The sequence below is a fragment of the Nocardioides zeicaulis genome (genome assembly GCF_042432345.1).
GTDB classification, from domain to species: Bacteria; Actinomycetota; Actinomycetes; order Propionibacteriales; family Nocardioidaceae; genus Nocardioides; species Nocardioides zeicaulis.
In genome coordinates, this window is the sequence record NZ_JBHLXH010000001.1 from 2,896,846 (window position 1) to 2,916,726 (window position 19,881).

Sequence of the window (19,881 nt, forward strand, 5' to 3'; positions counted from 1 at the left end):
GCAGCGCAACTACGAAGGATTCCTCCGCTAATGCGTCTCATCCTCATGGGCCCCCCGGGGGCCGGCAAGGGCACCCAGGCCTCGTTCGTCGCCGACCACTTCGGGATCCCCGCGATCTCGACGGGCGACATCTTCCGGGCCAACGTCTCGCAGGGCACCCCGCTGGGCGTGGAGGCCAAGCGCTACATGGACGCCGGCGAGTACGTCCCGGACGAGGTCACCAACCGCATGGTGCGCAACCGCATCGACGAGGACGACGCCAAGCCCGGCTTCCTGCTCGACGGGTACCCGCGCACGCTGGCCCAGGTCACCGAGCTCGACGGCATGATCGGCTTCACCGGTCACCAGCTCGACGCGGTCGTGGTGCTCACCGTCGACCCCGAGGAGCTCGTGCAGCGCCTGCTGCAGCGCGCAGTGACCGACGGCCGGGCCGACGACACCGAGGACGTCGTCCGGCGCCGCCAGGAGGTCTACGCCGAGCAGACGGCTCCGCTGATCGAGGTCTACCGCGAGCGCGGGATCCTCATCGAGGTCGACGGGATGGGTGAGGTCGACGAGGTCACCTCCCGCATCTTCGCCGCCCTCGACATCGTCCCCGAGAGCTGAGCCGGATGGGCTTCCGCGACCGCGGCCTGGAGATCAAGACCCCCGAGCAGATCGAGGCGATGCGCGTCGCCGGCCTGCTCGTGGGGCAGACGCTCGAGCTGCTCCGCGCCGCGGTCCGCCCCGGCGTGACCACGCTCGAGCTCGACACGCTCGCCGAGACCCACATCCGCGACCACGGCGGCATCCCGTCGTTCAAGGGCTACAGCCAGCCGCCGTTCCCGGCGACGATCTGCGCCTCGGTCAACGACGAGGTGGTCCACGGCATCCCCGGCGAGCGGGTGCTCGCGGAGGGTGACGTCATCTCCATCGACTGCGGCGCGATCGTCGAGGGGTGGCACGGCGACGCGGCGACCACCGTCCCGGTCGGCGAGGTCGGCGACGACGTGCGCGAGCTGCTCCGCGTCACCGAGGAGTCGCTGTGGCGCGGCATGGCGGCCGCCCGCCTCGGCGGCCGCGTCACCGACATCAGCCACGCCATCGAGGCCCACGTCCGCTCTCAGGGGCGCTACGGCATCCTCGAGGACTACACCGGTCACGGCATCGGCACCGAGATGCACATGGCCCCCAACGTGCCCAACTACGGCCGCCGCGGGCGGGGCCCGACGATCGTCGAGGGCCTGGCCCTCGCCGTGGAGCCGATGGTCACCCTCGGCAGCAAGCACACCGACCTGCTCGAGGACGAGTGGACGGTGGCCACCGTGGACGGGTCCATGGCCGCGCACTTCGAGCACACCTTCACCGTGACGCCGCAGGGCGCCTGGGTGCTGACCGCCGTCGACGGCGGGGCCGCGCGCCTCGCCGAGCTCGGCGTCCCATTCGGCGGACGCTGACCCCGCGGTTCGCGCCCGGTCCGCCGGGCGTGGAAGGATGAGCCTGCTGGAGGGGAGTACTCCCCGCAGTGGCGCCGTCATCACGGTCCTCGCGCGAGCGGGACCCGGTCCCACTGGTTCGCCGCAGGCGGGCGGAAGAGACCTCCGGTGGACGCGCCCTGCGCCGACACCGTCCCCCACCACCCCAAGGAGCATCAGTGGACATCCCCACCTGGGTCTGGATCGCCACCGCGGTCGTGACGATCGCCGTCTTCGCCTTCGACCTCGTCGTGATCGGTCGCAAGCCGCACGAGCCGAGCATGAAGGAGTGCGCGACCTACCTGTCGATCTACGTGGGCCTCGCGGTGCTCTTCGGCCTCGGCGTCTGGTGGACCTCCGGCGGCACCCCCGCGCTGGAGTTCTTCTCCGGCTGGCTGGTGGAGTACTCGCTGTCGATCGACAACCTGTTCATCTTCATCATCATCATGGCGAAGTTCGCGGTGCCCAAGGAGCTGCAGCAGTTCGCGCTGATGGTCGGCATCGTGATGGCGCTGGTGATGCGCGCGATCTTCATCGGCGTCGGCGCCACCGCGATCAACAACTTCAGCTGGGTCTTCTACCTCTTCGGCCTGTTCCTGGTCTACACCGCGGTCAAGCTGGCCAAGGAGGGCGCGGAGGACGAGGACGAGGACGACGAGTTCGAGGAGAACCGCGTCGTCGCCTTCGTGGAGAAGCGCTTCCCGGCGACCTCGGAGTGGCACGGCGAGAAGCTGCTGGTCAAGGAGGGCGCCCAGCGGATGATCACCCCGATGTTCATCGTGATCATCACCCTCGGCACGACCGACCTACTCTTCGCGCTCGACTCGATCCCCGCGATCTTCGGCATCACCAAGGAGCCCTACCTGGTGCTCACCGCCAACATCTTCGCGCTGATGGGCCTGCGCCAGCTCTACTTCCTCATCGGCGGTCTGCTGCAGCGCCTGATCTACCTGTCCTACGGCCTGTCGTTCCTGCTGGCCTTCATCGGCGTCAAGCTGATCCTCCACGCGATGCACGAGAACGAGCTGCCCTTCGTCAACGGCGGGGAGCACATCTCGTGGGCGCCCGAGATCCCGATCTGGCTGTCGCTGGTCGTCATCCTGGCGACCCTCGCCGTGACCGCGGTGCTCTCGCTGTGGGCCTCGGGCCGGATGGACGACGCGCAGCAGGACGCGGCCAGCGGGCCGCGTCGCGACTGGGACGACGACTGACCCAGCGGGTCAGGACACGCACTGGGTGGCGGTGGGGGAGCTGTCGGACCCGCGCGTCATCCGGAGGTCGAGGCAGACCGGCTCGGGGGTGCGGAGCAGGACCTGCTTCCTCGTCGTCGTGCGGTAAGCGTCCGTGTCGTCGCGGTGGTAGCTGAAGGCGTCGCCCGCCTCCATCTCCACGGCGGGGCGCCAGGTGAACAGCACGCCGCGCTCGGTACGACGACCGCTCAGCAGCGGCGCCTCGTCGAGGGAGTCGTCGACCACGCCGGACGGCGTCTGGGCCTCGGTCGGGACCACCACGCCCGGGTCGTCGTCGCCGCGACCGCCGCCGAGCACCAGCAGGCCCACCAGCACCGCCAGCACGGCAGCGCCGAGGCCGGCCCACACCAGGCCGGAGCGGCTCGTGGACTCCTCGTCGGGACGGGAGGGGTCCACGACCGTGTCCTGGGCGGCGATGCGACGCGGGCCGCTCGCGGAGATGACGGTGACGGGCTTCATCGCCGTGGCGTCCTCGGGCGCCTCCGGCACCTCGGGCACGGCGACGGACGCATCGGGGCGGTCGCCCTCGACCGCCACGGCGGTGCGCGGCCACCCGGCGGCCGACTCGATGCGCTGGAGCGCGCGTGCGAGCTCCAGGGCGCTCGAGGGACGGTGCTCCGGGCGCTTGGCCAGGCACTGCTGCAGCAGCCGGTCGAGGGCGGGCGGCACGTCGGGGCGCTGCGTCGCCGGGGGAGCGGCGTGCAGGATCCGCGCGCTCAGCGCGCGCGTGGAGTTGTCGCCCGACGGGATCGAGAACGGCGAGCGGCCCACCAGCAGGTGCCAGATCGTGGCCCCGAGCGAGTAGACGTCGGAGGCGACCGAGCCGTTGGACCGGCCGTCGAGCAGCTCCGGCGGCGACCACGGGTAGGAGATCCGGACGTCGCTGTCGCCCTCGACGTCGGCGATGTGGCCGGCGATGCCGAAGTCGGTGAGCGCGGGCTCGTGGTAGCTGGTGACCAGCACGTTGCTCGGCTTGATGTCGCGGTGCAGGATCCCCGAGCGGTGCGCCGTCTCGATGGCGCTCGCCAGCTTGATGCCGGTCGAGACGGCGTCGACCGGAGCCATCGGGTTCGAGCGCACGCGCACGCCGAGGTCGGGCGGCGGGCAGTAGCGCATCACGAGGAACGGACGACCGCCCTCGGCGGTCACCCCGGCGGTGATCACCGAGACGATGTAGGGGTGGTCGGCCAGGCGCGCCATCGCGTTGGCCTCCGCGGTGAAGAGGTACTTCTCGCGGTCGGTGAGCGGCACGTCGGGCCGCACGACCTTGACCGCGACGCGCTGCCGCGGCCACTGCTGCTCGTAGAGGAAGACGTCGGCGAAACCACCGCTGCCCAGGTGCTCGACGAACGCGAACCCGGGGATGACCGGTGCGCTCACCGCGTGACGGCTCCCGTCTCGAAGCGGACGGCGTACACGTGGGCCATGTCGAGGACCGTACCGGGGTCGAGCACGTAGGCGTCCCCGGGCCGCATCCGCTCCGGCTCGCGGCCGGGCGGGGCGATCGTGGTGCCGCCGCGGCTGTCGAGGTCGCGGGCCACGACGTCCCAGCCGTCGAGCTCGATGGCGAGGTGACGGCGCGAGACGAACGAGTGGTCGGCAGGCAGGTGCACCAGGTGCGGCCAGTCCGTGCCGTCCTGCGACGGGGCCGGCTTGCGACCGAGGACCACCCCGCGGTCGAGCGGCACGACCTCGCCGGTCGGGAGCCGCAGGCCGCCCAGCGAGGGACGGTCGACCCGCCGCGGCTCCTGGGGCGCCACGCGCTGGTGGCAGACCCGGCACTGCGGGAGGGCCGGGGGAGTGAGGTGCCCGAGGGGGCAGCTCACGGCCAGCACGGTCGGTGCCGTGTGCTGGGCGAGGTGGGCCGGGCGCAGCGACGTGGAGCCGTCGTGGTCGTCGCCCCCCGCCTGCCCGGGCGCGGTCGTGCGTGCCGGAGGACGGATGGTCGTGTGGGTGCCCTGCTCGATGCGCTGCACGAGCAGCGGGTCGGGCTCCGTGGTGTGGATGAGGGGCCCGGTGTCCTCGACCGGGTCGACCGGCCGGCGCACGCGGGTGCGCGGCGGCGGGCCGTCGGGACCCTTGGCGGCGAGGATCGCCTCCGGGATGCCGTCGATGAGACCGGCGGCCGGGGGCGGTGCCGGCGTCTCGTCGGCGCGGACGGCGGGCGCGGTCCGTCCCGACACGGGCGTGAGCTCCACCCGCGAGGCGGCCACGACGCCCCCGACGAGGCGACGGGTCGGGGTCAGGCGGTCGGGGTCGGCGCCGCCGGCGAGGCTGAGCACGCGGGCGGGACCCACGAGACGTACGTGGCCGGAGCCGCGGGACAGCGACGTCGAGGCACCCGAGGTGAAGTCGACCAGCGCCAGGCCGGGCGGGTCGCCCTCGAAGGCCTTCTCGACGATCGCGAGCACCTGCTCGGCGATGCCGGTGCCGGCGGCTGCGTCGCCTGCCAGGACGTCCCAGACGTCCTGCACAACCTGCTCGTCGCCCGGGTCGCTGAGCAGCACCCAGTGCGCGCCGGTGCCGACGAGCACACCGTCACCCGCGGTGTAGCGCGCTTCCACGATCACCGTCGACTCCCCTCGTCCACGCCCACGCGTCCATCATCACCCATGGGCGGTGCCCGGCGCACTCGGTGCCGACTTGTCCGATCCTTGACCGCCTACATACCCTCCATGCGGGATGACTGCGGCGGGCGTTGGTCATTCGTGGGCGTAGGGGGAATCGTGGCGCGAGCGACGTTCGTGCGTCGGCACCGGGTGGGCATCGCCTCCGGGGCCGCTCTGGCGCTCGCCGCGACGGCGGTCACGGTCTACGCCGTCACCGCCCAGGGCTACAAGTCCCACGAGGCCGAGCTCAACGACGGGGGCGTGTGGGTCGTCAACGGCAAGAAGGGCTGGTCGGGCCGGCTGAACAAGCCGATCAACGAGCTCGACGGCGTCGTCCCGAGCCAGGACGGCCGGAGCCGCCTCGACGTCGTGCAGGACGGCGCCTCGGTCGTCACCGTCAACCTCGACTCCAGCCGCGGGCAGGCGATCGAGACCACCAAGCTCGAGGCCGAGGACGGCGGCACGGCCGCGATCCCCACCGGCGCAGCGGTCTCCATGGGCGGCGGCACGTTGGCCAGCGCGGACCCGGAGACCGGGCAGGTCTGGGCCGTGCGCTACGACAGCCAGCTCGGCAAGCCGGTGATGAGCGCGGTGGACCGGCAGTCCGACCCCCTCGTCGAGACCGGCAAGGGCGCGACCCTCGCGGTCAGCCTGGGCGGCACCGTCGTGGCGACCTCCGCCGACGAGGGCACCCTCACCACGATCGAGCCCGCGGGCAACGGGTTCGACGACCCCACGACGACCGGGCTCCCGGGCGAGGCGGGCGAGGTCACGGCCGTGACGACGGTGGGGGAGCGGGTCGTCACCCTCGACGCCGCCTCCGGCGCGCTCGCGGTCGTCGGCGGCGCCACCGCCGAGGTCGAGCCCGGCAGCGTCCTCCAGCAACCCGGCCCCGCGGCCGACACCGTGCTCGTCACCACCCCGCAGGAGCTGCTCAGCATCGACCTCGACTCCGGTCGGTCGACCGTCGTCTCGTCCGCCTCCGGCACGCCGGTGGCCCCGGTCCGGCTCGGTGCCTGCGTGTTCGGCGCCTGGTCGGGCGGGCTGGGCAGCGTCGCCACCAGCTGCGGTTCCTCCCCCGGCGAGGTCGAGGCCCAGTCGCTCGGCGGCGACGCCACCAGCCTGGCCTTCCGGGTCAACCGCGGCGAGGTCGTGCTCAACGACAGCCTGAGCGGCGCCGTCTGGGACGTCGACCAGGAGCAGCCCGCGCGCATCGACAACTGGAACGCCTTCACCTCGAAGAAGAAGAACGAGGACGACGAGCAGGAGAACGAGAACCAGACCGACGCCGACCGTCGCCCGCCCCAGGCCAAGCCGGACTCCTACGGCGTGCGGGCGGGGCGCACGACCGTGCTCCACCCGCTCGACAACGACTCGGCCCCCCAGGGGCGGCTGCTGAGCATCGTCGACGTCGACCAGCCGACCGGCGGGGCGCGCGTCGAGATCAGCCCCGACGGCCAGACGCTGGTCCTGCAGATGCCGGCCAAGGCCCGGCCGGCCACCTTCGAGTACTTCATCGACGACGGCCGCAACGGCCTGTCGGCGCACGCAGCGGTCGACGTGCGGGTGCGCGGCGAGGGCGACAACGAGGCGCCGACACTGCGGGCGGGCTACGAGAAGCCGGTCTACAAGGTGCCCCACGGCGGCTCGCTGGAGGTGCCGGTGCTCGCGGACTGGCGCGACGACGCCGACGGCGACACCCTCCTGCTCGACTCCGCCCGCGCCCTCGACGGCGACCTGACCGGCGCGCAGGCGCGCACCACCTCCGACGGCCGGATCCGGTTCACCGCCCCGACCGCTCCGGCGACCGGCCCGCAGGTCGTCAAGGTCGACTACGCAGTCACCGACGGACGCGCGGCACCCGTGCGCCGCTCGATCGACTTCGCGGTCCAGGCGCCCCAGGACCAGCAGTCGTTCGCGCCCACCGCCCAGCCGGACGTCGTGCGCGGCGAGGTCGGCGCCCCCATCAAGATCCGCCCGCTGCTCAACGACCTCCCGGGCTCCGACCCCAACAACCCCGACGCCGAGCTGAGCCTGGCGGGCAAGGTGCCCCAGCAGCCGGGCGCGGACGTCACCTCCGACCTCGAGTCGGGCCAGGTGACGCTGACCGCCGACCGCGCGGGCACCTACTTCCTGAGCTACGACGCCGGCTACGGCAACGCGCCCCTCGACCGCGGCACCATCCGCGTCGACGTGAAGCCCGATCCCAAGCGCGCCGCGCCCCCGATCGCGATGCCCGACACCCTGACCCTCTACGGCCAGGCCCCCGGGATCGTCGACGTCCTCGCCAACGACCTCGACCCGGCGGGCGGCCTGCTCACCGTCCAGCGCGCGGCGCCCGCCCGTGACGCCGACCTCGACGTGGCGATCATCGACGGCAGGTGGCTGCGGATCTCCGCCGCCCAGCCGGCGCTCGGCACCGTCTCGCAGACGGTGACCTACGAGATCAGCAACGGACCCAGCTCGGGCGTGCGCGGCGAGGTCGTGGTCACCCAGCGACCCGCCCCCGCCGACAACACCCCGATCACGGTCAACGACCGCGTGGTGGTGCGGGCCGGGTCGTCGGTGTCCGCCCCGGTCCTCGACAACGACGTCTCGCCCTCCGGCGACCGGCTGACGCTGCTGGCCAACGTCGCCGACAGCGACGTCCCGGGCGAGCTCGACGTCGTCCCGCCGATCGACGTGAAGGGCGACGTAGGCCACGCCTTCGTCTCGGGCCGCGTCGTGCGTTACGTCGCGCCGGAGAAGGTCGCCGAGCGCGACACCTACGACGTGCCCTACGTGGCCACCAACCTCGCCGGCGAGCGCGCCACCGGGCACCTGCGGGTGACCGTCGTGCCGGGCGACGCGCCCAACAACCCGCCCGAGCCGCCCACCCTGGAGGCGCGGGTCGTGTCCGCGGACAAGGTCAAGGTGCGCCTGCCGGGCTCGGGCGTCGACCGCGACGGCGACCCCGTGACGGTCACCGGCATCACCGCTGCGCCGCGGCTCGGCCGCGTGGTGTCCTACGGCGGCAACTTCATCGAGTACCAGGCCTACCCCCGCACGGTGGGCACCGACGAGTTCACCTACGCGGTGGTCGACTCCGAGGGAGCGTTCGCGACCGGCACAGCGCGGGTCGCGGTGGTCGAGGGCGGCGAGAACCAGCCGCCCCTGGCCGTCGACGACCGGCTCACGGTCGCGCCCGGCCGCACGGCGACGTTCGACCCGCTCGCCAACGACTTCATCGCACCGGGTGACTCCGTCGAGCTGGAGCTGCTCGACGCCCCCGAGGGCGCGGAGGTCGACCCCGACACCGACCTGGTGACGGTGCCCGCCCCGGCGTCCCTCGGCGCCGAGCCGGTGACGATCGTCTACCGCGTGACCAACGGCATCGCGGAGTCGCGCGCGACGATGACCCTCGACACCGCCAAGGACTTCGACAACCCGCCGGTCGTCTACGACGCCTTCGGCAGCGCGCAGGACAGCGGCAGCGTGGTCGTCGACGTGCTCGACGGCGCCTACGACCCCGACGGGGACGCCGACGACCTCGTCGTCGAGGACGTCCTGGGCGACCCCAGGTCGACGGTCGTCGACGGGTCCAAGGTGCGGGCCGACCGGGGCCCCTCGCCCAAGGTGCTCCCGTTCGTGGTGCGCGACGCCGACGGTGCGGTCGCCACGGCGTCGGTCTACGTGCCGCCCACCGGCACCGGCCTGCCGTACGTCCTGCCCGGCAAGACGGTGCGCGTCGACGAGGGCGGCCGGACGACGGGCCGGTTGTCCGACTACGTCGCGGCGCCCGACGGGGCAGACGTACGCGTCGCCTCGGCGCGCCGGTCCTGGTCGGCCACCCCCTCCTCGCTCTCGGCCGGTCCCGACGGGGCGCAGGGCTTCGAGCTCACCGCGGCCCCCGGCTACCGCGGCCCGGGTGCCGTGCTGGTCGAGGTGACCACGGCGCGCGACGCCGGGGGCAACGACGACACCTCCACCACCGCCGACGGCGCGACGGCGCTGCTCTCGATCCCGGTGCAGGTCGGCGACGACAAGCCGTCGCTCGAGTGCCCCTCCACCGTGCTGCCGCTGTCCGCGGGCCAGCGCTACGACCTCGACATCGCGAGCTTCTGCAAGGTCTTCACCGTCGACCCGCGCGACGCCGCGACCCTCGACTACTCCGCCCAGTGGGGCTCCGCGCTCACGGGTGTCGACGTCGGCTCGCCGCAGGGCTCCGTGGTGTCGGTGAGCGCCGCCTCCACGGCGACCGAGGGGGGCGAGGCGGTCCTCGACGTACGAGCCGGCGACAGCAACGTCGAGCAGGTGCGGTTCAGCCTCGAGCAGGCGCCGCCCCCGCGGATCACCCCGATCCGGGTGGACACCCTCGAGGCCGGGCAGAGCCGGTCCTTCGACATCGGCGCCTACCTCCAGGCCGGGGTGTCCGACCCCGACCCGACCATCGTGTCGGTCGACAGCACCGGCAACCCGGCCGTGCGGGCCAGCGTCGACGGCGGGAGGCTGACGCTCACCGCCGCGAAGGACGCGCGGGGCGCCGAGGCCAGCTTCCGCCTCGTCGCCAGCGACATCGGCAGCGACGACCCGCCTCCGAGCAGGCGCGTGCAGACCCGGCTCCAGTTCCGGGTGATCGGCGTGCCGACCGCGCCCGGCGTGCCGCGCACCTACCCCTCGCGCAGCGAGCTCGGCGCCTTCGAGGTGAGCTGGCCGGCGCCCGACGACGACGGCGGTGCGCCCGTCCAGTACTACATCGTCCGCGAGGAGAAGACCGGCGAGGTCCGGCGCTGCGACACCACCACGTGCACCTTCCGGGGCCTCAAGGTGGGCGTGACCTACAGCTTCCGCGCCCAGGCGGTGAACCGCGTCGGCAAGAGCGACTGGAGCGAGCTGTCGAAGTCGGCCAAGGCCGACTCCGCGCCGGGCCGCGTCTCCGACATCCAGATGGTCGGGCGCGGCGACGGCACCATCGAGATCTCGTGGAAGAAGCCGACGACCCTGACCTCGCGGGTCCTGACCTACCTGGTGAGCTGGACCAACGGCCCCTCGGTGGAGGTCGACGGCAGCACCACCACCTACCTCGCCTCGGGCCTCGACAACAACACCCAGTACCAGTTCACGATCAAGGCCAGGAACCGCGTCGACTACTCGCTGCCGCGCACGTCCGAGCCCTTCCAGCCGCTCGGGACCCCCTCGCCGCCGCCGGCGCCCTCGGTGGTGGACCTCGAGTCCGGCACGAGCCAGACCAGCGTCCGGATCAGCTGGCAGGGGGTCTCCCCGGAGGGCCCCGGCCCGACGGCGTACACCGTGACCTACACCAACGGCGTCACCAGCGGCGCGGTCCCGGGCTGCCAGAAGCTGGTCGCCCTCACCTGCACGCACACCGGCATCCCCTACGACGGGCAGACCTACACCTACCGGGTCGTGGCCGCCAACCAGCCGGTCGGCGACCCCGCCAACCGGTCGGTGCCCAGCGAGGGCACCTCGATCCAGGCCGTCGGACGTCCCGCCCAGTGGGGCGCCTTCAGCGTGGTCCCGACCGGGACCAGCCAGGAGATCCAGCTCCAGTACACCGTGCCTGACGCCCGCGGCACCACGAGCAAGGTCGAGATCCTCGTGGACGGGGCCGTCAACCGGACCTTCCCGCAGCAGACGGGTGACCAGACCGTCCGCACGCTCCTGGCCGGCAACGAGCGGCCGTACTCGGTCGCGCTGCGGGTCTGCAACGAGAACGCGCCGGCCGGCTGCACGGTCAGCGGCGCCCAGAGCGTCCAGTCCTACGGGCGCCTCGACGGGATGCTCAACGACATCGGCCCCGCCGCCGTCAACGGCAAGACGCTGACGTGGACCGTCACGGGCAGCAGCAACGGCAACCCCGCCGAGCTCGTGGTCCGCCTCGACGGCGGGCCGGAGCAGGTCAGGCCGCTGGCCTCGGCGGGTGCGTTCACCGAGACGTTCTCGCTCACCACCACCGACTACGTCGAGAACGGGCGCATCGACGTGCTGCTGCGCGACTCCTCGCCCGGCGGGCGCGGCCAGGACGCCAGCTACAACGAGACCACCAGCGGCCGTCCGCCCGACCCGCAGCTGATCGTCGCCCAGGGTGCCGGGTGCAACGACTCCGCCGAGGACGCCGCGGCGCGGTGCTACCGCGGCGCGGAGGACACCTTCCGGGTCTGCGACACCAAGGACTGCTCGCGCATCCGGCTCGGGCTCTACGGATGGGACGACTGGACCACCAACGGCAAGGTGACCTGCCGCGTGGTCAAGCACCCCAACAACTGGTTCTCCAACGAGGCGGGACAGCTGTCGGTGCCCTTCGAGGACAACGTCGGCTGGTACTCCCCGGGCGGCTACGTCCAGATCGGCTGCAAGGGCAACAAGTTCGGGTCCCCGGAGTTCTACGGAGCGGCGCAGTGGTAGGCGCAGGGCGTCCGCACCACCACCACCGAGAAGGAGCAGCATGACCATCAGCAACGAGCAGGCCGAGTGGTTCAGGACCACCTTCGACCAGCTGACCGACAACATGGAGAAGGCCGTCCTCGGCAAGCGCCATGTCGTCCGGCTCGCCCTCACCTGCCTGCTCTCCGAGGGCCACATCCTGCTCGAGGACTTCCCCGGCACCGGCAAGACGATGCTCGCCCGGGCCCTGGCCAACACCGTGCAGGGCAGCCACGCCCGCATCCAGTTCACGCCGGACCTGCTGCCCTCCGACGTGACCGGCGTCACGGTCTACGACCAGCACAAGGGCACCTTCGAGTTCCATCCCGGACCGATCTTCCACACCATCGTGCTGGCCGACGAGATCAACCGCGCCTCGCCCAAGACCCAGTCGGCGCTGCTCGAGGTCATGGAGGAGGGACGCGTCACCGTCGACGGCGTGGCGCACCCGGTCGGCCGGCCCTTCCTGGTGATCGCCACCCAGAACCCCATCGAGCAGGCCGGCACCTACCGGCTGCCCGAGGCCCAGCTGGACCGCTTCCTGATGAAGACCTCGGTCGGCTACCCCGACCGCCAGGCGACCGTCGAGCTGCTCAACAACGCAGCCGTCCGCGACCGCGCCGCGCTGGTCACGCCGGTCATCACCGCCGCGACCATCGCGCAGATGAGCGGCCTGGCCGACCAGGTCTACGTCGACCCGGCCGTGATCGGCTATGTCGCCGAGCTCGCCGAGGAGTCCCGCCGCCAGCCGCACGTCAAGCTGGGCCTGTCGGCCCGCGGCTGCCTGGCGTTCGTGCGGGTGGCCAAGACCTGGGCCGCCGCCGACGGTCGCGACCACGTCGTGCCCGACGACATCAAGGACCTCGCCGAGCCGGTGCTGTCCCACCGCCTGCTCCTCGACGCCGAGGCCCAGTTCAGCGGCGTCGACGTGCAGACGGTCATCGCGCGCCTGCTCGACGCGGTCGCGCCGCCGACCGACCGCGTGGGGGTCTGAGGCACGTCCATGAGGCAGCGGTTGAACGACGTGCTCGAGGTCATCAAGCCGATCGGCTGGATGGTCCTCGGCCTCGGCCTGGGTGCGGCCCTCGTGGCCAGCTTCACGCAGTGGCGTGAGCTGGCCGTGCTGGGCGTCGCCTGCCTGCTCCTGCTCGTCCTCGCGCTGCCCTTCCTGCTCGGCCGCACCGCGGTCGGCGTCGACCTCCGCCTGCAGCCGGAGCGCGTCGCGGCGGGGGAGTCGGTGGCCGCCGGCGTGCTGGTCGTCAACCGGGCCTCCTCGCGACTGGTGCCGACCACGCTGGAGGTGCCCGTGGGCTCCGCGGTCCACCGCTACGGCATCAGCTCGCTGGCGCCGGGCGCCGCGCACGAGGAGTCGTTCACCATCCGCACCGAGCGCCGCGGCGTGATCCCGGTGGGCCCGGCGATGACCCGCCGCGGCGACCCGCTCGGGCTGTTCTCGCGCGACATGGTGTGGACGCCCTTGCGCGAGGTGCTGGTGCGCCCCCCGCTGGTGCCGATGGAGTCGCTCGGCGCGGGCCTGCTCCGCGACCTCGAGGGCGTGTCCACCGACGCGGTCAGCCAGAGCGACCTGGCCTTCCACGCCCTGCGTGAGTACGTCCCCGGCGACGACCTCCGCCACATCCACTGGCGCTCCTCGGCCAAGGTGATGGCCTCCACGGGCGAGTCCGCGCTGCTCGTGCGCCAGTACCTCGACACCCGTCGCAGCCACGCCACCATCGTGGTCGACGACCGGCTGGCCTCGTGGGGCGACCCGGAGGACTTCGAGACCGCGATGGCGGTCGCGGCCTCGATCGCCGTGCGCGCGGTCCTCGACGAGTTCGACGTGTCCTTCGTCTGCGGTCGGCACGCCTCCACGGGCTCCGACGGACACCTCGCCCTCGACGCGGTCTGCCGTGCCGAGCTCGGGGACCGCGGGCTGGTGGAGTCCGGGCGCCAGGCCACCACGATGGCGCCCGACACCAGCGTCGCCTTCCTGGTCGGCGGCAACCGCACCGAGTTCACCGACATGCTGCGGGCGGCCGCCGCGTTCCCGCCCGAGGTCCGCCGCTTCGGCATCGTGGTCGACCCCGAGGGCACCAGCCGGGTCACCGAGACCGGCGGCCTGCCCGTCCTGCACCTGTCCGTCAAGGAGGACCTCGGCGGCCTCCTGCGGTGGAGCGTGCGATGAGTGCGCCCGCGCAGGACCCCGCCGTCGCGCCCCGCCCGGGTCGTCGGCTCGGCGGGCCGGCCACCACCACCCGGACCCGCGTCCGACCGCACGCCCTGCTGCCCGACCGGCACGCCTGGACCGACATCGGCTTCACCCTCGCGCTCAGCGTCGTCGCGCTCACCGCGTTCGGCTCCTCGTTCACCGGCTCGGCGTACCTCGTGGTGGGCGTGGTCGGCGCGGTGGTGTCGGTGCTGGTCACCCACCTGACCCGCGCCGTCGGCTGGCCGCTCGTCTCGGCCGTGGTGATCGACCTCGTGGTGTTCTTCGCCCTCGGCGGACCGCTGTGCCTGCGGTCCCTGGGCGACTCGTCGGTGCTGCCGGGGCCCGCGACGTTCGCCGAGGTCGCCGACCAGGCGATCTTCGGCTGGAAGGACCTGCTCACCACGCTGCCACCGGTCGACGGCGACGGGCCGCTGCTCGTGCTGCCCTGGCTGGCGGGCATGCTCGCCGGCCTGGTCGGTCTCGGCCTGGCGCGCCTCCCGGTGCGGCGCCCCTGGCTGACGGCCCTGCTGCCGGTGCTCGGCATGACGCTGGTGCTCTCCGGCGCCATCGTGCTGGGGGTGCGCCACCCCGCCTCGCTGCTCCTGCAGGGATGCCTGTTCGCCGGCCTCGCGCTGAGCTGGCTGGCCCTGCGCGCCCGCCGCGCGAGCGCGACGGTCCAGGGCGGCTCCTCGTCGTTGGTGCGCTCGGTCGGCGCCGTCGTGATGCTCGCCGTCGCGGCGGCCCTGGCGCTGCCCGCCAGCGGGTGGCTGACCCGCGACCCCGAGCGGGCCGTCGCGCGCAACTGGGTCGAGCCGCCGTTCGACATCGGGCGCTACCCCTCGCCGCTGGCCGGCTTCCGCAAGTACGTCGACCTCAAGGGCGGCTCCAACCGGGCCAACGTCTTCGACAAGACCCTCTTCGAGGTCGACGGGGTCCCGGCCGGAACGCGCGTGCGGATCGCCACCATGGACCGCTACGACGGCATGGTGTGGGCCGCCACCGACGACGCCCTCCCGGGCCCGGCCGACGACAGCTTCCAGCGGGTGTCCTCCACCATCGACAACCCCGTCGAGGGCAGCCAGGTCGAGGTGACCATCACCCTCGGCGAGGGCTACGACGGCGTCTGGCTGCCGACCGTCGGCGCGCTCGAGTCGCTGCACTTCGACACCGCGGACGCGCGCCAGAAGGCCGAGGTCTTCCGCTACAACCTGGCCACCTCCACCGGGGTCGTCCCCAGCGGCCTGCGCCCCGGCGACCGCTACACCTTCACCGCCGTCGAGCCCGACGACGAGCTCACCCCCCGCACCGTCGCCTCGTCCGGCCAGACGTTCCTGCCCCCGGGTGCGGCGTTCATCCAGGGCCCGATCGAGAAGTGGACCGAGGACGCCGGCAGCGACCCGATGGCCCGGGTGCTCGCGGCGGCCGACCACCTCCGCACCGAGGGCAAGTACTCCGACGGCGTCGGCCGCACCCAGCGCATCTACGTGGGCGGGCACAGCGTGTGGCGCCTGTCGGACCAGTTCGTCAACGCGCCCCAGATCGTCGGCAACGACGAGCAGTACGCCGCCACCATGGCCCTCATCGCCAACGACATCGGCGTCCCGGCGCGCGTGGTCCTCGGCGCGGAGGTCGAGGAGGGCGGCACGGTCACCGGGCGCGACGTCCAGGCCTGGGTCGAGCTCCAGGCCGCGGACGGCACGTGGAAGACGCTGCCCACCGAGCGGTTCATGTCCGACACCCCGCCCTCGGACCAGGTGCCGCAGACCAACACCCCGATGTCCGGGACCGTCATCCCGCCGCCGAACCCGATCCCGCCGCCCTCCGACGCGGGGGAGCAGAGCGACGCCGACCTCAAGGAGCGCAAGGCCACCCGCAAGAAGGCCGACCAGGACGACGAGGGCATCATCGCCGGGCTGCCCGGCTGGGTCGGTGTCGTGGTGACCTACGTCGGTGGGCCCCTGCTGCTCCTGGCGCTGGTCCTGGGGGCGATCCTCGCCGCGAAGGCGCTGCGACGCCACCGCCGGCGCAGCGCCGACGCGGTCTCGGCCCGGTTCGTCGGGGCGTGGCGCGAGCTCGTCGACCACGCGCGTGACCTGGGCCAGCCGGTGCCCCTCGGGCCCACCGTGACCCGCCGCGAGCAGTCGGTGGGGATCGTGTCCGGCCAGGCCGGCGTGCTGGCCCGCCGTGCCGACGGCTTCGTCTTCGGCCCGAGCGCGCCCGAGGCGGGTGCGGCGGCGGCGTACTGGGAGCAGGTCGACGCCGAGCGCCGCTCGATGTCGCAGGAGGTCGGCCGGTGGCAGCGCTGGCGCGCCGCGGTCAGCCTGCGCTCGTTCCTCCGCCGCCCGGGCAGCTCGACCGTTACTGCAGCGACGGACCCGGACGAGGCCACGTCCGGAGCGTCGCCCGATGCCCCGTCCGGGGCGCCGGGGCGGCTGCGCCGCCTCGCTGATTGGCGTTCTCGCAGGACGCCTGACTAAACTGGTGCGTCGGCCCAACGTGGGCTGCGTTTCGTGGCGCCTCGCGGCTGCCCGGAACCTCGCGGGATCGTCCTGGACGTCTCCGCGCGGTGCCCGGGAAGAGGTCCCCGGATCCGCCCACGAGGTCCACCGGCCACCTGCACGCAGGAGCCGGGCGGTTCCCGGGCCACGGTAGACAACGAGACAACAGATTGTGGAGGACATGCCGAAGAAAGAAGGCGTGATCGAGATCGAGGGCACCGTCGTGGAGGCCCTTCCCAACGCCATGTTCCGTGTGGAGCTGGCCAACGGGCACAAGGTGCTCGCGCACATCAGCGGCAAGATGCGACAGCACTACATCCGGATCCTCCCCGAGGACCGGGTCGTGGTGGAGCTCTCGCCGTACGACCTCACGCGGGGTCGCATCGTCTACCGCTACAAGTAACCAGCCAGCCGAGTAGCAAGGATCGTTGACATGAAGGTCAACCCCAGCGTCAAGCCCATCTGTGACAAGTGCAAGGTCATCCGCCGTCACGGCCGGGTCATGGTCATCTGCGAGAACCCCCGCCACAAGCAGCGGCAGGGCTGATCGACCTCGTCCGGCTTGCCGGACGAGCAGCGCGAGCCGCGCAGCCGCTTGCGGCAAGCGGGCTTGGACCCCAGCAGATCCACCGCAACGCCGTACAACCCCACAACGTGATCGCTAGGCCCGCCCAGGCGGGCTGAAGTCACCTCCGGAGCACCGGCCGGAGCCCACCCGAGGCGGGATGGGACGCGACACGACCAGAAACCGATGCGAGAACAGACAAGGAAACGCCACATGGCACGCCTCGTTGGTGTGGACCTCCCGCGCGACAAGCGCATCGAGATCGCACTCACCTACATCTACGGCATCGGCCGTACCCGCGCCCAGCAGCTGCTCGCTGCCACCGGCGTCGACCCGAACGCCCGGGTCCACACGCTCGGTGACGAGGAGCTGGTCAAGCTTCGCGACGAGATCGAAGCCAACTTCAAGATCGAGGGTGACCTCCGCCGTGAGGTCCAGGCGGACATCCGCCGCAAGATCGAGATCGGCAGCTACCAGGGTCGCCGCCACCGCATGGGCCTCCCGGTCCGCGGCCAGCGCACCAAGACCAACGCGCGCACCCGCAAGGGCCCCAAGCGCACCGTCGCCGGCAAGAAGAAGGCGAAGTGACCTGCGCCCCCGCGCAGTGATCCACGCCTTCCTCCCAGAAGCTTCCAGACCAGACCTCATCAGGAGTTAGTGAATGCCTCCCAAGAGCCGCGCGACCAAGGTCCGCCGCAAGGAGAAGAAGAACGTCGCCCAGGGCGAAGCCCACATCAAGAGCACGTTCAACAACACCATCGTCACCATCACCGACCCGACCGGCGCGGTGATCTCGTGGGCCTCTGCCGGCACCGTCGGCTTCAAGGGCTCGCGCAAGTCCACCCCGTTCGCCGCCCAGATGGCTGCCGAGGCCGCCGGCCGTCGCGCCATGGACCACGGCATGAAGAAGATCGACGTCTTCGTCAAGGGCCCGGGCTCGGGTCGTGAGACCGCCATCCGTTCGCTGGGTGCCATCGGCCTCGAGGTCGGCACCATCCAGGACGTCACGCCCACCCCGCACAACGGATGCCGGCCGCCCAAGCGCCGCCGCGTCTGACCCCGAGACTGAGAAAGAGAGACTGACACATGGCCCGCTACACCGGTCCCATGACCCGCAAGTCGCGCCGTCTCGGTGTCGACCTCGTCGGCGGCGACGCTGCCTTCGAGAAGCGTCCCTACGCCCCCGGCCAGCACGGCCGCGGCCGCATCAAGGAGTCGGAGTACCTGCTCCAGCTCCGTGAGAAGCAGAAGGCCCGCTTCACCTACGGCGTGATGGAGAAGCAGTTCGTCCGCTACTACAAGGAGGCCAGCCGTCGCCAGGGCAAGACCGGCGACAACCTCCTGCAGCTGCTCGAGTGCCGCCTCGACAACGTGGTCTACCGCGCCGGCTTCGCCCGGACGCGCCGCCAGGCCCGCCAGCTCGTCGTGCACGGCCACTTCCTGGTCAACGGCAAGAAGGTCAACATCCCGTCCTTCCAGGTCACCGACCACGACATCATCGACGTGCGCGAGAAGTCGCTCGAGATGACCCCGCTGATCGTGGCCCGTGAGACCCACGGCGAGCGCGTCACCCCCGCGTGGATGGAGGTCATCCCCTCGCGGATGCGCATCCTGGTCCACCAGGTCCCGGTCCGGGCGCAGATCGACGTCCCGGTCCAGGAGCAGCTGATCGTCGAGTTCTACTCCAAGAAGTGACCCACCGCCGGTGGTCGCCCCTCACGGGTGGCCACCGGCGCCGCACTCCTGCGCCACACCCCCTCCACTTCCCACCATGTTCGGATCCGTCAAATAGTGGGTGGATCCGGAAAGGAAAAACTCCGTGCTTATCGCTCAGCGCCCGACCCTCACGGAAGAGACCGTCGACGAGTTCCGCTCGCGGTTCGTGATCGAGCCCCTTGAGCCGGGCTTCGGCTACACGCTCGGCAACTCGCTGCGCCGCACGCTCCTCAGCTCGATCCCCGGCGCGTCGGTCACCAGCATCAAGGTCGACTCCGTCCTCCACGAGTTCTCGACCATCGAGGGCGTCACCGAGGACATGACCGAGATCATCCTCAACCTCAAGGGCATCGTGGTGTCCTCCGAGCACGACGAGCCGGTCGTGATGTACCTGCGCAAGTCGGGTGCCGGTGACGTCACCGCCGCCGACATCACCCCGCCGGCCGGCGTGGAGGTGCACAACCCCGAGCTCAAGATCGCCACGCTGTCCGACAAGGGCAAGCTGGAGATGGAGCTCGTCGTCGAGCGCGGCCGCGGCTACGTCTCGGCGGTGCAGAACAAGGGTGCCGACAACGAGATCGGCCGGATGCCGGTCGACTCCATCTACAGCCCCGTGCTGAAGGTGACCTACAAGGTCGAGGCCACCCGAGTCGAGCAGCGCACCGACTTCGACAAGCTCGTCATCGACGTCGAGACCAAGCCGTCGATCCGTCCCCGCGACGCGATCGCCTCGGCCGGCAAGACCCTCGTCGAGCTCTTCGGCCTGGCCCGCGAGCTCAACGTCGAGGCCGAGGGCATCGACATCGGCCCGTCGCCCGTCGACGAGCAGCTCGCCGCCGACCTGGCCCTGCCGGTCGAGGACCTGCAGCTCACGGTCCGCTCGTACAACTGCCTCAAGCGCGAGGGCATCCACACCGTGGGTGAGCTCATCTCCCGCTCGGAGCAGGACCTGCTCGACATCCGCAACTTCGGTGCGAAGTCGATCGACGAGGTCAAGGCCAAGCTCGTCGAGATGGGCCTCTCGCTCAAGGACAGCGCCCCCGGCTTCGACCCGCACGCCGCCCTCGCCGCCTACGGCGACGACGACGACGACGCCTTCATCGAGGACGAGCAGCTCTGATCCACCCCCGGCTCCGCGCCGGGATGCTGACAAGCAA

General features: G+C 72.0%; 15 protein-coding genes. 13 read left to right on the forward strand and 2 right to left on the reverse strand.

Annotated features, from left to right (window positions below; all coding sequences use genetic code 11):
- The first annotated feature begins 30 nt into the window (after positions 1-30).
- The 3 genes from ACFFJG_RS14245 (at position 31) to ACFFJG_RS14255 (ending at position 2,665) form a co-directional block, all read left to right on the forward strand.
- Positions 31-606, forward strand: coding sequence for an adenylate kinase (locus tag ACFFJG_RS14245; protein ID WP_378519373.1), 576 nt, complete (start codon positions 31-33; stop codon positions 604-606).
- A 5-nt stretch (positions 607-611) separates the two neighbouring features.
- The gene (map, locus tag ACFFJG_RS14250) at positions 612-1,436 is read left to right on the forward strand and encodes a type I methionyl aminopeptidase (protein WP_378519374.1); all 825 of its coding nucleotides are present in this window, start codon (positions 612-614) and stop codon (positions 1,434-1,436) included.
- A gap of 197 nt (positions 1,437-1,633) precedes the next feature.
- A complete protein-coding gene (locus ACFFJG_RS14255) occupies positions 1,634-2,665 on the forward strand; it encodes a TerC family protein (protein ID WP_378519375.1) in 1,032 nt (343 codons plus the stop codon).
- Positions 2,666-2,674: 9 nt separating this feature from the next.
- On the opposite strand, the gene ACFFJG_RS14260 is transcribed toward ACFFJG_RS14255, so the two are convergent.
- Entirely contained in the window at positions 2,675-4,084 is a 1,410-nt protein-coding gene (locus ACFFJG_RS14260) for a serine/threonine-protein kinase (protein ID WP_378519376.1), read from the reverse strand.
- Positions 4,081-5,274, reverse strand: a complete 1,194-nt coding sequence (locus ACFFJG_RS14265; RefSeq protein WP_378519377.1) for an FHA domain-containing protein — start codon at positions 5,272-5,274, stop codon at positions 4,081-4,083. Before ACFFJG_RS14265 ends, ACFFJG_RS14260 begins: the two co-directional genes overlap by 4 nt.
- A 156-nt stretch (positions 5,275-5,430) precedes the next feature.
- On the opposite strand from ACFFJG_RS14265, the gene ACFFJG_RS14270 reads away from it, so the two are divergent.
- From ACFFJG_RS14270 to ACFFJG_RS14315, 10 genes are all read left to right on the forward strand, one after another.
- Complete coding sequence (locus ACFFJG_RS14270) at positions 5,431-11,718, forward strand: Ig-like domain-containing protein (protein ID WP_378519378.1); 6,288 nt, start codon at positions 5,431-5,433, stop codon at positions 11,716-11,718.
- Between the two features lie 40 nt (positions 11,719-11,758).
- Positions 11,759-12,730, forward strand: coding sequence for an AAA family ATPase (locus tag ACFFJG_RS14275; RefSeq protein ID WP_378519379.1), 972 nt, complete (start codon positions 11,759-11,761; stop codon positions 12,728-12,730).
- A gap of 9 nt (positions 12,731-12,739) precedes the next feature.
- The gene (locus tag ACFFJG_RS14280) at positions 12,740-13,921 is read left to right on the forward strand and encodes a DUF58 domain-containing protein (protein ID WP_378519380.1); all 1,182 of its coding nucleotides are present in this window, start codon (positions 12,740-12,742) and stop codon (positions 13,919-13,921) included.
- Positions 13,918-16,422: a transglutaminase-like domain-containing protein gene (locus ACFFJG_RS14285; RefSeq protein ID WP_378519381.1), complete on the forward strand. Its 2,505-nt coding sequence runs from the start codon at positions 13,918-13,920 to the stop codon at positions 16,420-16,422. Before ACFFJG_RS14280 ends, ACFFJG_RS14285 begins: the two co-directional genes overlap by 4 nt.
- 202 nt (positions 16,423-16,624) lie before the next feature.
- Positions 16,625-16,846, forward strand: coding sequence for a translation initiation factor IF-1 (gene infA, locus ACFFJG_RS14290; RefSeq protein ID WP_056599768.1), 222 nt, complete (start codon positions 16,625-16,627; stop codon positions 16,844-16,846).
- 30 nt (positions 16,847-16,876) lie between these two features.
- Positions 16,877-16,990 (forward strand): 50S ribosomal protein L36, encoded by a 114-nt coding sequence (rpmJ, locus tag ACFFJG_RS14295; protein WP_004008316.1) that lies wholly within the window; start codon positions 16,877-16,879, stop codon positions 16,988-16,990.
- Positions 16,991-17,221: 231 nt separating this feature from the next.
- Entirely contained in the window at positions 17,222-17,596 is a 375-nt protein-coding gene (rpsM, locus tag ACFFJG_RS14300; protein WP_056599771.1) for a 30S ribosomal protein S13, read from the forward strand.
- A 73-nt stretch (positions 17,597-17,669) separates the two neighbouring features.
- Positions 17,670-18,065, forward strand: a complete 396-nt coding sequence (gene rpsK, locus ACFFJG_RS14305; protein ID WP_056906616.1) for a 30S ribosomal protein S11 — start codon at positions 17,670-17,672, stop codon at positions 18,063-18,065.
- Between the two features lie 29 nt (positions 18,066-18,094).
- Positions 18,095-18,703, forward strand: a complete 609-nt coding sequence (rpsD, locus tag ACFFJG_RS14310; RefSeq protein ID WP_121141542.1) for a 30S ribosomal protein S4 — start codon at positions 18,095-18,097, stop codon at positions 18,701-18,703.
- Positions 18,704-18,827: 124 nt separating this feature from the next.
- Positions 18,828-19,844 (forward strand): DNA-directed RNA polymerase subunit alpha, encoded by a 1,017-nt coding sequence (locus ACFFJG_RS14315; protein WP_056599781.1) that lies wholly within the window; start codon positions 18,828-18,830, stop codon positions 19,842-19,844.
- Positions 19,845-19,881 lie beyond the last annotated feature (37 nt).

Excerpts from the sequence above, each read along its gene's own strand:
- ACFFJG_RS14275 (WP_378519379.1), top strand. The coding sequence starts at position 11,759 with ATGACCATCAGCAACGAGCAGGCCGAGTGGTTCAGGACCACCTTCGAC.
- rpsK (WP_056906616.1), top strand. The coding sequence starts at position 17,670 with ATGCCTCCCAAGAGCCGCGCGACCAAGGTCCGCCGCAAGGAGAAGAAG.
- rpmJ (WP_004008316.1), top strand. The coding sequence starts at position 16,877 with ATGAAGGTCAACCCCAGCGTCAAGCCCATCTGTGACAAGTGCAAGGTC.
- rpsD (WP_121141542.1), top strand. The coding sequence starts at position 18,095 with ATGGCCCGCTACACCGGTCCCATGACCCGCAAGTCGCGCCGTCTCGGT.
- ACFFJG_RS14280 (WP_378519380.1), top strand. The coding sequence starts at position 12,740 with ATGAGGCAGCGGTTGAACGACGTGCTCGAGGTCATCAAGCCGATCGGC.
- ACFFJG_RS14285 (WP_378519381.1), top strand. The coding sequence starts at position 13,918 with ATGAGTGCGCCCGCGCAGGACCCCGCCGTCGCGCCCCGCCCGGGTCGT.
- ACFFJG_RS14245 (WP_378519373.1), top strand. The coding sequence starts at position 31 with ATGCGTCTCATCCTCATGGGCCCCCCGGGGGCCGGCAAGGGCACCCAG.
- rpsM (WP_056599771.1), top strand. The coding sequence starts at position 17,222 with ATGGCACGCCTCGTTGGTGTGGACCTCCCGCGCGACAAGCGCATCGAG.
- infA (WP_056599768.1), top strand. The coding sequence starts at position 16,625 with ATGCCGAAGAAAGAAGGCGTGATCGAGATCGAGGGCACCGTCGTGGAG.
- map (WP_378519374.1), top strand. The coding sequence starts at position 612 with ATGGGCTTCCGCGACCGCGGCCTGGAGATCAAGACCCCCGAGCAGATC.